The 14,582-nt window shown below is 31.5% G+C and carries 16 protein-coding genes; 15 read left to right on the forward strand and 1 reads right to left on the reverse strand.

What is annotated here, in order from left to right; all coding sequences use genetic code 11:
* From OCU55_RS00690 to mreB, 14 genes are all read left to right on the forward strand, one after another.
* Positions 1–687, forward strand: a complete 687-nt coding sequence (locus OCU55_RS00690; RefSeq protein ID WP_261850407.1) for a F0F1 ATP synthase subunit A — start codon at positions 1–3, stop codon at positions 685–687.
* Positions 688–713: 26 nt separating this feature from the next.
* Positions 714–938 (forward strand): ATP synthase F0 subunit C, encoded by a 225-nt coding sequence (gene atpE, locus OCU55_RS00695; RefSeq protein ID WP_183278723.1) that lies wholly within the window; start codon positions 714–716, stop codon positions 936–938.
* Between the two features lie 94 nt (positions 939–1,032).
* Positions 1,033–1,512 (forward strand): F0F1 ATP synthase subunit B, encoded by a 480-nt coding sequence (locus OCU55_RS00700; protein ID WP_206869706.1) that lies wholly within the window; start codon positions 1,033–1,035, stop codon positions 1,510–1,512.
* Between the two features lie 2 nt (positions 1,513–1,514).
* Positions 1,515–2,054, forward strand: a complete 540-nt coding sequence (locus OCU55_RS00705; RefSeq protein ID WP_261850408.1) for a F0F1 ATP synthase subunit delta — start codon at positions 1,515–1,517, stop codon at positions 2,052–2,054.
* Positions 2,055–2,064: 10 nt separating this feature from the next.
* Entirely contained in the window at positions 2,065–3,573 is a 1,509-nt protein-coding gene (atpA, locus tag OCU55_RS00710; protein ID WP_206869390.1) for a F0F1 ATP synthase subunit alpha, read from the forward strand.
* Between the two features lie 38 nt (positions 3,574–3,611).
* The gene (gene atpG / locus OCU55_RS00715) at positions 3,612–4,472 is read left to right on the forward strand and encodes an ATP synthase F1 subunit gamma (RefSeq protein WP_261850409.1); all 861 of its coding nucleotides are present in this window, start codon (positions 3,612–3,614) and stop codon (positions 4,470–4,472) included.
* 15 nt (positions 4,473–4,487) lie between these two features.
* A complete protein-coding gene (atpD, locus tag OCU55_RS00720; protein ID WP_261850410.1) occupies positions 4,488–5,879 on the forward strand; it encodes a F0F1 ATP synthase subunit beta in 1,392 nt (463 codons plus the stop codon).
* A 25-nt stretch (positions 5,880–5,904) separates the two neighbouring features.
* On the forward strand, positions 5,905–6,300 hold the full coding sequence (gene atpC / locus OCU55_RS00725; protein ID WP_261850411.1) for an ATP synthase F1 subunit epsilon: 396 nt from the start codon (positions 5,905–5,907) through the stop codon (positions 6,298–6,300).
* 509 nt (positions 6,301–6,809) lie between these two features.
* Complete coding sequence (locus OCU55_RS00730) at positions 6,810–7,472, forward strand: hypothetical protein (protein ID WP_261850412.1); 663 nt, start codon at positions 6,810–6,812, stop codon at positions 7,470–7,472.
* A 20-nt stretch (positions 7,473–7,492) separates the two neighbouring features.
* Positions 7,493–8,761: a UDP-N-acetylglucosamine 1-carboxyvinyltransferase gene (murA, locus tag OCU55_RS00735; protein ID WP_261850413.1), complete on the forward strand. Its 1,269-nt coding sequence runs from the start codon at positions 7,493–7,495 to the stop codon at positions 8,759–8,761.
* A 314-nt stretch (positions 8,762–9,075) separates the two neighbouring features.
* On the forward strand, positions 9,076–10,128 hold the full coding sequence (gene spoIID / locus OCU55_RS00740; protein ID WP_261850414.1) for a stage II sporulation protein D: 1,053 nt from the start codon (positions 9,076–9,078) through the stop codon (positions 10,126–10,128).
* A gap of 419 nt (positions 10,129–10,547) precedes the next feature.
* On the forward strand, positions 10,548–11,282 hold the full coding sequence (locus OCU55_RS00745) for a M23 family metallopeptidase (protein ID WP_261850415.1): 735 nt from the start codon (positions 10,548–10,550) through the stop codon (positions 11,280–11,282).
* Between the two features lie 113 nt (positions 11,283–11,395).
* Positions 11,396–11,650 carry a sporulation transcriptional regulator SpoIIID gene (spoIIID, locus tag OCU55_RS00750; protein ID WP_183278713.1) on the forward strand — a complete coding sequence of 85 codons (255 nt, stop codon included), beginning with the start codon at positions 11,396–11,398 and terminating at the stop codon, positions 11,648–11,650.
* Between the two features lie 88 nt (positions 11,651–11,738).
* The gene (mreB, locus tag OCU55_RS00755; protein ID WP_261850416.1) at positions 11,739–12,770 is read left to right on the forward strand and encodes a rod shape-determining protein; all 1,032 of its coding nucleotides are present in this window, start codon (positions 11,739–11,741) and stop codon (positions 12,768–12,770) included.
* Positions 12,771–12,986: 216 nt separating this feature from the next.
* Here the strand turns inward: mreB and yyaC are convergent, their stop codons facing one another.
* The gene (yyaC, locus tag OCU55_RS00760; RefSeq protein WP_261850417.1) at positions 12,987–13,517 is read right to left on the reverse strand and encodes a spore protease YyaC; all 531 of its coding nucleotides are present in this window, start codon (positions 13,515–13,517) and stop codon (positions 12,987–12,989) included.
* Between the two features lie 110 nt (positions 13,518–13,627).
* Here yyaC and OCU55_RS00765 point away from each other — a divergent pair, with 110 nt between their 5' ends.
* Entirely contained in the window at positions 13,628–14,284 is a 657-nt protein-coding gene (locus OCU55_RS00765) for a hypothetical protein (protein ID WP_261850418.1), read from the forward strand.
* The last annotated feature ends 298 nt before the right edge of the window (positions 14,285–14,582 follow it).

A 14,582-nucleotide genomic window follows, 5' to 3' on the forward strand; every position in this document is an offset into this window, starting at 1 on the left:
TTGGAAGGATTAGATCCTATTGTGATTTACAAGTTGCCAATAGGGGGACTTACATTCAATATAACTTTAGATTTAGTTATTGAATGGATTGTTATAGTTATTCTTGCTGCGATATGTATATTAGCCACAAGAAATCTTAAAAAAGTTCCAGACAAGAAGCAAACTGTAGCCGAAATGCTTTATGAGTTTGCAACTAGTACTGTTGTAGACAATATGGGTGAGAACTTTAAAAGTTTTGTACCATATATAGGAACTTTAGCAATTTATCTTTTAACATTAAATTTAGTAGGACTATTGGGTCTACAGCCACCAACAGTAAATTTTAGTACAGTTGTTTCATTTTCACTTATGACTTTTATTTTAATTCATGTAACTGGAATTAAGAGATTAGGACTAGGTCACTATATAGGTGGATATGCTAAGCCATTTTGGCCGATGGTACCTCTAAATATTTTAGAAAGAGCTATTTTACCAGTTTCATTAAGTCTGAGACTTTTTGGTAATATTTTAGCTGCAACTGTTCTAGTTGACTTAATTTATCAAGCATTGCACAACTTTGGTTGGCTTGCGCAAATAGGTATTCCTGTGATTTTCCACGGATACTTTGACTTATTCGATGGGTTTATACAAATGGTCATCTTTGTAATGTTGACTATGATAAACATAAAAATGGTTGTTGAACATTAAAAACATACTAAAGGAGGATTTTTTAAATGGAGTATATTAAGTATTTAGGAGCAGGTATTGCTGCGTTAGCAGGTATTGGAGCAGGAGTTGGTATTGGTATAGCTACAGGTAAGGCTGTAGAAGGTATATCAAGACAACCTGAATTAAGCGGTAAGATAACAACTACATTATTAATTGGTGCTGCATTTGCAGAAACTACAGCTATTTATGGACTATTAGTATCTATATTATTAATATTTGTTGCAAAATAATTTTTTAAATTTGTATTAAGGCAAACAATTATTATTTGAATTCTTAATATAATTATAATTAGTTTTGCTCCGAAGGGAGGCTAAGATGTAGATGTTGGAGATAGACTGGTTACATGTCTTAGCGGCGTTAATTAATCTTTTGATTTTATATGGTTTTATGAGATACTTTTTCTTTGGAAAGATTGGAAAGGTAATAGAAGACAGACAAAACGATATACAATCAAAGCTTGATAGTGCCGATGAAGACACAGAAAAAGCTAGAACTTTATTATTAGAAAATGAAAGAATCTTAAGATCTGCTAAGGATGAAGCAAAGAAACTTACTGAATCCCAAAAGCATAAAGCAGATAAAGTATATGAAGAAATTGTGGACCAAGCAAAAACAGAAGCTCAAACTATATTAGATAGAGCTACTGTAGAAATAAAAAGAGAAAAAGAGAAAGCAGAGCAAGAAATCAGAGATCAAGTTGTTGATCTAGCAGTACTTATTTCAACTAAAGCTCTAGAAGAAAGTATTGATGAAGATAAACACAGAAAGCTTATAAATGACTTTATTGCTAAGGTAGGTATCTAATTATGTATGAATATTTAGATAGGAGATACGCACTTGCTCTTTATAAAGTAGCAGAAGAAAAAGGAAAAGTTGAAGAATATCTTCAAGATCTTAGGGAAATATGTGATTTGGTTTACAATAATCCTGACTTCTATGAAGTTATTAAACATCCGCAAATAAGCACTGGCAAGAAGAAGAAGACTTTTATTAATATATTTAAAGGAAAAATTGATGATGAATTACTTTCTTTCCTATTAATATTAATAGAAAAGGATAGAATTCTTTATTTAAGACAAAAACTAGACCAGATGGAAAAAATCTATCTAGAAAGAAATAATACACTTATCGCAAACGTGAAAAGTGTAATTCCTTTAGAGGATAAACAATTAAAAAGTTTGAAAGAAAAGCTTGAAAAGAAATATGATAAAAATATTATATTCGAGCAAGAGATTGATAAGAGCATAATAGGTGGACTTTACGTTAGGGTTGGAAATGACGTTATTGACGGAACAATAAAGCTAAAACTTGAAGAGATGAAGGCCCTAATGCTTAAGAGAGAATAGAGGTGAATCCATGAATATTAAACCGGAAGAGATAACATCTATAATTAAAAGAGAAATAGAAAAATACGAAAAGCAAATCGAAACTGTAGATTCAGGTACAATTATTCAAATCGGTGATGGTATTGCTAGAGTTTACGGTTTGGATCATTGCATGGCAGGTGAGCTTCTTGAATTCCCTAACAATGTCTATGGAATGGCTCAAAACTTGGAACAAGATAACGTAGGATGCGTTCTTCTAGGTTCTGAAGAAGGAATCAAAGAAGGAGATATTGTTAAGAGAACTGGCAAGATAGTTGAAGTTCCAGTAGGAGATGCCTTAATTGGAAGAGTTGTAAATTCATTAGGTATACCAATAGATGCTAAAGGACCAATAAAGAATGATGGTTATAGACCAATAGAAAGTCCAGCTCCAACTATAATTGATAGAAGTTCAGTTAATGAACCTCTTCAAACTGGTATAAAAGCTATCGACTCAATGATTCCGATCGGAAGAGGTCAAAGAGAGCTTATAATTGGAGATAGACAAATTGGTAAGACTGCTATAGCTATAGATACAATTCTAAACCAAAAAGGTAAAGATGTTATATGTATATACGTAGCTATAGGTCAAAAACAATCTACTGTTGCTCATATAGTTAACACTTTTACTGAAATGGGAGCAATGGATTATACAATAGTAGTTGCATCAACTGCAGCTGATTCAGCACCACTTCAATATCTAGCTCCATATGCTGGATGTTCAATGGGTGAATATTTTATGAATCAAGGAAAACATGTATTAGTAGTATATGATGATTTAACTAAGCATGCAGTAGCATACAGAACAATGTCATTATTACTTAAGAGACCACCAGGAAGAGAAGCCTATCCAGGAGATGTTTTCTACATTCATTCAAGATTACTTGAAAGAGCAGCAAAGTTGTCTGCTAAGAATGGAGGAGGTTCATTAACTGCGCTTCCTATAATAGAAACACTAGCTGGTGATATCACTGCTTACATCCCAACAAATGTTATATCTATAACAGATGGTCAGATATTCCTTGAGTCAGAACTATTTAATGCGGGTCAAAGACCAGCGGTTAACTCAGGTATGTCAGTTTCCAGAGTTGGTGGTAACGCACAAATAAAGGCTATGAAACAAGTTTCAGGTACATTAAGACTAGAACTTGCTCAGTATAGAGAACTCGCAGCTTTTGCTCAATTCGGTTCTGACCTTGACAAAGATACTCAAAGAAGACTTGAAAAAGGTAAGAGACTAATAGAAGTATTAAAGCAAGATCAATATTCAGGTATGGATGTTGATAAGCAAATAATAATCCTTTATACTGCTGTAAATGACTTCTTATCTGATATAAAAGTATCTGATGTAAAGGCGTTTGAAAAAGACTTCTTAGAATATATTGATACACATCATAGAGATATTCCAAAGTCAATTGCTGAAGGTAAAGTTTTAACTGATGAAATTAAATCAAACCTTGAGCAAGCAATAGCAGAATTTAAGAAGATATTTTTAGCATAGCTTTTTTAAGCTATGCAATCTTTTAGGAGGTGGAATGGATGGCAGGAGCTGGACTTTTAGATATAAAAAGAAGAATTAAGTCAGTAACCAACACCAAAAAGATAACTAAAGCCATGGGACTTGTTGCCACTTCTAAACTAAGAAAAGCTAGAATGGAATTGGAAACCAATAATAGATATTTTAATTCTATCCAGAAAGTTGCAGACGAGTTGATAAAGTCTATAGATGATGATAATAACAGTATTTACATAAAGGGAAATAAATCCGCTAAAAAACTTTATATTGTGCTAACTTCAGATTCAGGTCTCTGTGGAGGCTTTAATCATGGTGTGGCTTCTCAATTAAATGAAGTAGCTGGTTTTGATACTTTAAATAATGTTGTTATGGTCGTTGGTCAAAAAGGCATATCGTATGTAAAAAAATATGGCTTTGAGACAATAGCTGAATATGTTCAAATTTCAGATATACCTACTGTTAAAGAGGCTAAGACTGTAGTTGAGCATGCTTTAAGGTTATATAAAGATAGTGAAGTTGGCGAAGTTAATGTAGTATATACTCATTTTTATTCACCAGTTAGACAATTAGTAACTGTTGATAAACTTTTACCAATAGATAGAAATGAAGATAAAGATGCAAAAAGAAATGATTTCTTAATAGAACCTAATAGTTCTTCAATTGTTGAAAATACATTTGATATATATTTTAGGGGGAAACTTCTTAATTCATTACTTCATTCTAAGGCAAGTGAACAAAATTCAAGAATGCAAGCGATGGACGGAGCTACTAAGAATGCCAATGATCTTTTGGATGCATATAATATTAAATATAATAGAATAAGACAAGGCGCTATTACTCAAGAAATTAGTGAAATTGTGAGTGGAGCAAATGCGCAAAAATAGTGAGGAGGTATACTAATGCCTGGCAGTATAGGAAAAGTAGTTCAGGTTATAGGACCTGTTATTGATATCAAATTTGATACAGATGCACTTCCTAATATATACAATGCTATTGAAATTGATATGGGAGGCCGTACAGTTATAGCAGAAGTTGAACAACATATGGGTGACGATATAGTTAGAACAATAGCTATGGAAGCTACAGAAGGACTTAGAAGAGGTATGGATGCTGTTGATAGCGGAAAACCAATTACAGTTCCAGTTGGTCAAAATGTTTTAGGAAGACTATTTAATGTTTTAGGAAAAACTATGGATCAAGAAGGGGATGTTACAAGTGAATTTAACTACCCAATCCATAGAGCAGCTCCAACTTTTGCGGAACAATCTGTTGAACCTGAGATGTTTGAAACAGGAATAAAGGTAATAGATTTATTAGCTCCGTACCAAAGAGGAGGAAAAATAGGTCTATTCGGTGGTGCCGGTGTTGGTAAAACAGTTCTTATCCAAGAGCTTATAAATAATATAGCAAAGCAACACGGTGGATTATCAGTATTTACAGGTGTTGGTGAAAGATCAAGAGAAGGTAACGACCTTTTATCTGAAATGAAGGAATCAGGAGTTATCAAAAAGACTGCACTAGTATTTGGTCAAATGAATGAACCACCTGGAGCAAGAATGAGAGTTGCTCTTACAGGACTTACAATGGCTGAGTATTTCAGAGATCAAGGTCAAGACGTACTTTTATTTATAGATAATATATTTAGATTTACTCAAGCTGGATCAGAAGTTTCAGCGCTTCTTGGAAGAATGCCTTCTGCCGTTGGATATCAACCAACTCTTGCTACTGAAATGGGTGCTTTACAAGAAAGAATTACATCAACAAAGCATGGATCAATTACATCAGTTCAAGCGGTTTATGTACCTGCCGATGACTTAACTGACCCAGCTCCAGCAACAACATTTACACATCTTGATGCAACAACAGTTTTATCAAGAAGTATATCAGAACTTGGTATCTATCCTGCAGTTGATCCACTAGATTCAACTTCAAGAATACTTGATCCAAGAGTTGTTGGTAAAGAACATTATGATGTTGCTTCAAAAGTTAAGCATATACTTGAAAGATATAAAGAATTACAAGATATCATAGCAATACTTGGTGTTGATGAACTTTCAGAAGAAGATAAATTAATAGTTGGAAGAGCTAGAAAGGTTCAAAGATTCCTTTCGCAACCATTTACAGTTGCAGAGCAATTTACAGGAATGCAAGGAAAATATGTTCCAATTGCTGATACAATAAGAGGTTTTAAAGAAATTCTTGAAGGAAAACATGATAATCTTCCTGAGTCAGCTTTCTTATTTGTAGGTTCTATTGAAGAAGCTATAGAAGCTGCAAAGAAGATGTCCTAATTAGGGCATATAGAGGAGACTAATTATGAATACATTCAATTTACATTTAATTACTCCTAATAGAGAAATATTCTCTGGAGATGTTATTAAGATTCTTTCAAAAAATAGTGATGGTGAATTTGAAGTTTATGCAAATCACATTGCTTATATAACTAATACGATACCTACAGTAACTAAGTTTGTAGATGCTAATAATAAGGAATATTCTGTGGTTACTTCCACAGGAATAATTCAGTTTAAAGATAATGAGCTAATTTTTGCTTGTGATTCTGCTGAATGGCCTGAAGAAATAGATGCTGCTAGAGCTGAGCAAGCTAAAGAAAGAGCAGAAAAGAGACTACAAGGTTCTGTAGATGTAGATGTTTATAGAGCTAAAATAGCCTTAGCAAGAGCTATGGCTAGATTACAGATAAAGAAGTAGAATCTTAAAAAGCAAGTCAATTAATGACTTGCTTTTTCTGTGTAAAAAAATAAGAGTTTTAAACTAATGGCACTTAGAGATTTAATTTAGTTTGTTAGTAGTTTAGATTTATACTAAAAACATAACTCATTCCCTTAATAAATTTCCTAGTATAAATTCAGATTTATAGATGGACAAAAACGCTAAAAATATAATTTTAGCGTTTTTTGTTTTCTAAAATTAAATAAATATTATTTTAATTTATATAATTTATGCTTAATTAACAAAAACTAAATACACAAAGAAATAGAAATTAATATTAATGACATTTAATGTAATATTCACACTTTTTACCAAAACAGATATATTAATAATATATCTATTAATATTCAAGTAGATTTAGGCTTGTAAAATATTATTTTCTATATTTTATTAAAGTTAAGTGAGTAGTTATACAAAGGGAAAAATGGAATTATATTGAATAAAAGCATTGAACTTGGACAATAATCAAATAGAAAGGGCGGGATGATATGAGGATAAAGTATTCTTTATTGTCAACTATTCTATTGATGTTTTCTTTTGGTTTATTGTGTCAGAGCATAAATGTTGATTATGATTCAATATCCAATAATATACTCAAAGAAAATTCAGCAAAAATTATCGAGTGTGGCGTAAAAGTACAGTATAAGTCAAAGAAAAGTTTTGATGATATCTACCAAAATATTTTCACCAATGTAAGTAGCTCATATGTTATTGTGTCTAAAGAGATTGAACCAAGCTACTTTGATATAACCTTCAAGAAAGATAAGATAGCTTATGAGATATTTGCGAGTGTTGAAAACAATATTACTATGGTTTCGGCGACATCTATAGCCACAGATAATAAAAATGAGACAGATGGTTTAAAGAAACAAATAGAAAAAGTACTATATGATGCCTCGATGGATGTACAATATTTTAGCTATGTTAAGGGCAAGATAATTACAGATAGCATTAAAAATAACATAGAATTAACAGAAAGAGCCCTTGTTAAGTATGGTGGAGCTGCAGATGTAGATACTATTAAGCTAAATTCAGGTTTTACTGGTGTAGCAAGATTAAAAGACAACACAGCCGTAAACTATGCTATTAGTGAAAATGATAAAGGAACATACTTAATTATTGGTACACCAATAATTTTTATAACATACTAACAAGGTTAATGGAGGATAATATGGATAAAATCAGAGTTAAGGGTGGGAATGAACTATCAGGTGAAATAAAAGTAAGTGCAGCAAAAAATTCTGTTCTTCCGATAATTGCAGCAAGTATATTAGGAAATGATAAAGTTAAAATAAATAATGCACCTATGCTTGAAGATGTTTATGTAATATGTAATGTGCTACAGGAACTTGGATGCAATATATCTTTAGATAAAATAAACCAATCTATAACTGTTGATTCATGTAATATAAAGCCTATAAATGCTAATAATGACTTAGTTAAAAAAATGAGAGCTTCATTTCTTATTATGGGACCAATGCTATCTAGATTAGGGTATTGTAAACTTTCACTGCCTGGAGGCTGTAATATAGGAAGTAGACCTATAGATTTACATCTTAAAGGGTTTAAGGCTCTTGGTGCAGATATAGAAATTGGTCATGGATATGTTGAAGCTAGGGCTAAAAGGCTTATAGGAAATAGGATATATCTTGATTTTCCATCAGTTGGTGCTACTGAAAACATAATTATGGCATCAGTTTTTGCAAAAGGAACTACAATAATTGAAAATGCAGCTGAAGAACCTGAAATTAAAGATTTAGCTGATTTTCTAAATTCAATGGGTGCTATGATTGACGGTGCTGGCAGAGGGAAAATAATAATTGAGGGTGTTGATAATCTTAGAGGAACTGAGCACACTCCAATATATGATCGTATTGAAGCAGGAACTTACATGATTGCAGGTGCTATAACACATAGTAAAATAAAAGTAATAGGGACAAATGAAGAACATTTAAGACCAGTGATAGAAAAGCTTAAAGAAAGTGGAGTAAAGATTGAAATCTCAGAAGAAGAACAGAGTATAGTAGTTGATGGGAGAAATATAATAAAATCTGTAGATATTAAAACCATGCCATATCCGGGATTTCCTACCGATATGCAAGCTCAAATGATGAGTCTATTAGCTTTGGCTAATGGAGTGAGCGTTATAACTGAAACTGTATTTGAAAATAGATTTATGCACGTCTCTGAATTATCTAGAATGGGAGCAAATGTAAAAATAGATGGAAGAACTGCTCTCATAGAAGGTGTTCCTAAAATTACTGGTTGTGAGGTTAAGGCAACTGATTTACGTGCTGGAGCAGCGTTAATAATAGCTGGATTAGCTGCAGAGGGTGAAACAGATATAACCGATATATATCATATAGATAGAGGTTATGTTGAAATAGAAAAGAAATTAAGATCTATAGGAGCAGCAATAGAAAGATATTCTGCAGATTAATATATTTTAGTTTTATTTAATGAATTTAAATTGAATAATTAACCTATCAATTCAATAAAACTCAGATTGCTATTAAAGTAATCTGAGTTTTATTTTTAGCGTATAGAAAAGTATTTTAATCATGCAGATTATATATTTTAAGTTTTAATAAGTTATGTGAAAAATTAGCTTAAACAAATTTTATTAAAGACATAAAAAGTAATAATATGCTCCTCAAAGCATATAAATTTAGTATAAGAAAAAATAAATATCTACAAAGGGCAAAAAAATAGGAGGCTGCGTTTTAACGCTAACATAAATTGTAGGAGGAGCTTATGAGAGTTGGTAACGGAATAAATAAAAGATATTTATGGGGCTTTGGAATAGTCTTTTTTGTTTGTTTTTTTATACCTATTTTGATTTCCTTATTACAAGGGAGCAGTAGTAATTTTAATAAAAATATATCAAATATTAAAAACTTTATTTATGATAAGAATCAGATTAAAGATGGACGTACTCTAAGTGTTAATAAAATAAGGGTATATAGAACTGATAGTAAGAAGATTGAAGAGATGGACCTAGAACAATATATATATGGGGTAGTTGCTGCTGAAATGCCTGTTAATTTTAATTTAGAAGCATTAAAGGCTCAAGCGGTGGCTGCAAGAACTTTTGCTGTAACAAGAGTAATAAATAAGTGCTCTCAGGCAAATGGTGGTGATATATGTGATTCAACACATTGTCAAGTATATATAGATAAAAATAGTAAGATGAATCAATGGGATAAAGATAAAGCAGAGGCATATTGGAATAAAATTGTACAAGCAGTGGATAGTACCAAAGGACAAATTCTGTCTTATGGCGGTTACTTAGTGATGAATCCACAATATTTTGCTGTTAGTTCAGGCAAGACTGAAAGCTCAAAAGAGGTGTTCGGTAATGATATACCTTATCTCGTTTCAGTTGATAGCCCAGGAGAAGATAAGGCTACAAAATATAAAAGTACGGTTTCTTTAACTTATGATAAGTTTATCAGTTTGATCAATAGTAATTATAAAGATGCTGAACTTAGGAAAGCATCACTGAAATCACAAATAAAGATTCTTTCTAGAACAGAAGGAGGGGGAGTAAGTGAGATTTCACTAGGAAAGGCTACTGTTAAAGGGACTGAGTTTAGAAAATTACTTTCATTAAATTCCACTAATTTTTCAATAGCTTACTCCAATGGAAAGATAGTGTTAAATTGCATTGGATATGGACATGGAGTTGGACTTAGCCAATGGGGAGCAAACGCCATGGCAGGATCTGGAGATGATTACAAGAAGATATTAAAACACTATTATACTGGGGTAGATATAAGTGGTATAGAAGAGGTTAAAGCAAAGTAGAGGAAATTTTAAATAAATATAAGACTCAATTAATTATGTTTGAGCCACCAATAAAAAATGTTATTAGAAATATTAGAGTAATAGAATTGGGCAATACTAAAAATATATGTATTGTTTGATTCTATTTTTTTTACTTCAAAGGAAATTGTAATAAATTAAAATTTATAAGTAGCTGGATTTTAATATAAGAAAGAAATAATTATTACAAATAAGAGGAATATAAAAGAAGAATATATCGGCTACCAGATTTTTTTCATATACATTCGTTAAAGTAGATATGTAAAAAACACAAATATAAAACCAATTAATGATTTTTGCTGATATTTTGTAGAATTTTGTTGGAATTTATATGAAAAAAATATAGGAAAAAATGTATTTTTTAGTAATGGAAGGACAGACTAGTTAATGGAGGTGTTCATATGGACAAAAAAAATAACAAATTTATAAGCTTTTTTAAGAAGGAGGGTTTTTACGTAATTCTATTCGTGTGCTTATGTGTAGTAGCCACATTTGCAGCAATAACTGCAAGAAATAACTCTAAGAAAGCAGCAACAGAAGCAAATAAGAGTAATGTTGCTATGAACATAAATGAGTCAGATAAGTCTACTACTCAAATGCCAGATGCTGAACAAGTAAAAAAACCCGCAACTTCAAGTAATGCAACTGGAGTGACTGTTCCAAATACTAAGACTGTTACAAATACAGCAAAAGTAACTTTTAGTAATCCTGTTTCTGATGGAGCAGTATCTAGAGCATTTTCAGATGGGTCAAAACCAATTGAAATCAAAGGTTTTAATGTTTGGACCACAGTGGTAAAAGGTATAGGTATTAATGCTAAGAAAGGTACTACTGTTACTGCTGCAGCAGATGGAAAAGTTACTGAGGTAACAAATGGAGATGAATTTGTAGGAACTTATGTTGTTATTTCACATTCAAATGGAATGAAAACAATTTATACAAATTTAGACCCTCAAGTTTCTGTTAAGAAAGATGAAGTGGTTAAAGCAAAACAAACAATTGGTAAAGTTGGTGACACAGCAAGAATGCTTAAGTTTGAGTCATATGCTGAACATTTAGGTTTTCAGATACTTGACTCAAAAGATCAACAAGTTGATCCAAGTAAGTATATAAAATTTAATACAGCAGCAAAGTAATAGTTTTTTATTCAGTCATTTTCTAAATAGAAGATGACTGAATACTTAGAAAAAGTAATTTAGTTAAAGGGTAGTGCATATTTATTAATATAGCTAATTAAGGAGGTAGCATTTTGAAAGACTACATTGAGGAAAGAGTCTTAGAAGTTGCACAGTATATTATCGATTCAAAAGCTACAATTAGGAAAACAGCAAAAGTATTCGGAGTGAGTAAAAGCACGATACACAAGGACATGACAGAGAGATTACCAAAGATTAATCCAGTAATTGCTCAAAAAGCAAAGATTATATTGGATTTGAACAAAGCTGAGAGACACATAAGAGGAGGAAAGGCTACAAAATTAAAGTATAAAGCTATTGAAGGTTAATCGCATTCCATGTATAATTTATATGATAAATTATGTAAAAAATACTCAAATTATGTTTATATAAATAGAATTTTAGGAGTGAATTGGAATGTGGTTTTTGGGAATGGGAACAGATATAGGAATTGATTTAGGTACGGCGACTGTGCTTGTTTATATAAAAGATAAAGGCGTCGTTTTAAAGGAACCATCTGTAGTTGCTATAGATAAAAACAGCAATAAAATATTAGCTGTTGGAGAAGAGGCAAGACAGATGATTGGAAGAACACCAGGGAATATTGTTGCAGTACGTCCACTTAGAGACGGTGTAATTTCAGATTATGATATGACTGAAAAAATGCTAACATATTTTATAAGAAAAGGGTGTGGAAAGAAAAGAGTATCGGCGCCTAAAGTCATGGTATGTGTTCCTTCTCAAGCTACTGAAGTAGAAAAAAGAGCCATAATTGATGCTTCAAAAAATTCAGGTGCTAGAACAGTCTATTTGATAGAAGAACCTCTGGCAGCTGCAGTAGGTGCTGGAATCGATATAAACAAGCCAAGTGGTAATATGGTTGTTGATATTGGCGGAGGTACAACTGACATAGCCGTAATTTCATTAGGAGGTATTGTAGTAAGATCTTCTATAAAAATTGCTGGTGACAAATTTGATGAAGTAATTATTAAATATATAAGAAATAAATATAAACTTATGATTGGTGAAAGAACTGCAGAGAATTTGAAGATTAATATTGGATCTGTATTTAAGGATTTAAGAAACCTTACTATGCCTGTAAAAGGAAGAAACCTAATAACTGGACTTCCAGATGTTGTAGATATAACTACAGAGGAAATAAGGATAGCTTTAAAAGAAACCGTAAGAATGATTCTAGAAGCAGTTCATTCTGTGTTAGAGAGAACACCACCTGAACTAGCAGCTGATATTATAGAACATGGAATATTAATGACCGGAGGCGGAGCATTATTACATGGACTTGATAAATACTTAGAGTCAGAGATAGGTGTTTCAGTAAGAGTAGCAGATGATGCAATTTCCTGTGTTGCAATGGGGACAGGCATTGCTTTAAAAAACTTTGAAAAATTAGAACTTAATAAGGATATGGAAGTTGAACTTGTTGAGTAGTAAAAGGGACAGAATATTATTCTGTCCCTTTTACTGTTTATGAAATTATAAAATTTTATGCTATCGTAACTTAGATATTTCAATAGACTTATTAGATTTTCATAATTAAACTAAAAGATAAAACTTATTCACCTGCCACAATTTCTTCACCACTATTAACAAAATTTATATGAGAAAAAAATCACTGAATAAAATAGCTTTGGCAACTTTTACATCTTATTTCTGATAATTGCTTAAATAGTACGAATGCACTATTGAATTAACAATAACTTGTGCCATTTCCATTATTAAATTTAACCTTATAGAGCGACTGGTGAATATCTCAGAATTTTCACTAGAGTCAACGATACCAATTATTGAGGCGTCACCGACATCTGGGAGAGTCTTACCTACACCTTTACCAGGATGTATAGGGTAATCTCTTGTATGAATTTCACCAATTGAGTTTGAATCTCCTAAACATGCATCTATTCCTATTATACAAGCTTTAGGATGGCTTGAGTAAATTTCAGTAAGTTTTCTATCAAGATTTAATGCATGTATTGGTGACGCTATTGTGCCGTATATAGGAAGTGGAAAAAACTTTTCTTTTAGCATTGTACCAACTAGTGGGCCAAGGCAATCTCCTATGCATTTGTCAGTACCTATACAGACTATAACGGTGTTATCTTTAATATAGTTCTTTAAAAAGTAAGCTATCTCGTAGTAAGCAAGCGATGATTTATAATTAACTTTTATCTTATTCACTATCCCACCTCCCTCATAATAAATTTATATGAGTCAAATATATGAAATATTAAAAAAGAATAAAATATTGATATACTGTCAATAGTTTTAATATCAGGAGGTGCTTAGATATGAATAAGAAACAAAAAATATATAGTTGGATAGTTGTTTTTATTACGCTTATTTCAGTTGAAGTAATGGTTGTAAACTATAAATATGATTATAAAAAATTACAAGTAAGTAGTAAACAAGACTTGACTAGCAAACAGAGCGGTATTAAGAAAGAAAAACAACCGACACAAAACAATCAAGCCAATAAGCAATCATCGGATAAATTAAATTCTCAGAGTGAAACTAAAATAAATACTAACATAGATAGTTCAGCAAAAATTGATGTGGACTTAAACAAACAAAATGTAAGTTCAAATGGTTCAGAATTAGAAAATAAGTATAATGATTATGTGAACAAAGAAGATAATTATGACAGTGGTATATTTGATGAGGAATCTGTTCCTACAGTCTCAATTTTCAAGATAGATAAGAATACAATAATAAATAGAATTGGTATGGCTGATAAAGCAAAGTTAATATATTTATCACGAAAGCTATCTATTACTGATTATGATAATATACAGGAAGATCTGAAGAGTAGTAATGAAATAGAGGCATCAAAAGATATATTTACAATATTAAAGAAAAAGTTATCATATAGTGATTACGAAAAAGTGAAAAATATACTTAGCCCATATATAAATGTAGATTACATAGAGAATAGTATAGGAAATTAATTGAATAAGAATAAAAGATAAATGCATAAAGTATACTTTTTTAAATTATAAAAAATATATAGAATGATATAGTATTTAGTATTAATGAGGAGAAAATTGGAGATAGTAGAAAATAAAACGTCAATACGGGTAAATATGGCTTTAAATTGGGGTTGAAAATAATAAGATAACATTATATACTAATCCTTGTCGATTGGCACCGACAAAACAAAACAGCAAAGATTAAACTTGTTAAAAGTTTAGTTAAGGCTTATATGGAGGAGTTCCCGAGTGGCCAAAGGGGGCAGACTGTAAATCT

Source organism: Clostridium folliculivorans, assembly GCF_024341905.1.
Lineage (GTDB): Bacteria > Bacillota > Clostridia > Clostridiales > Clostridiaceae > Clostridium_AR > Clostridium_AR folliculivorans.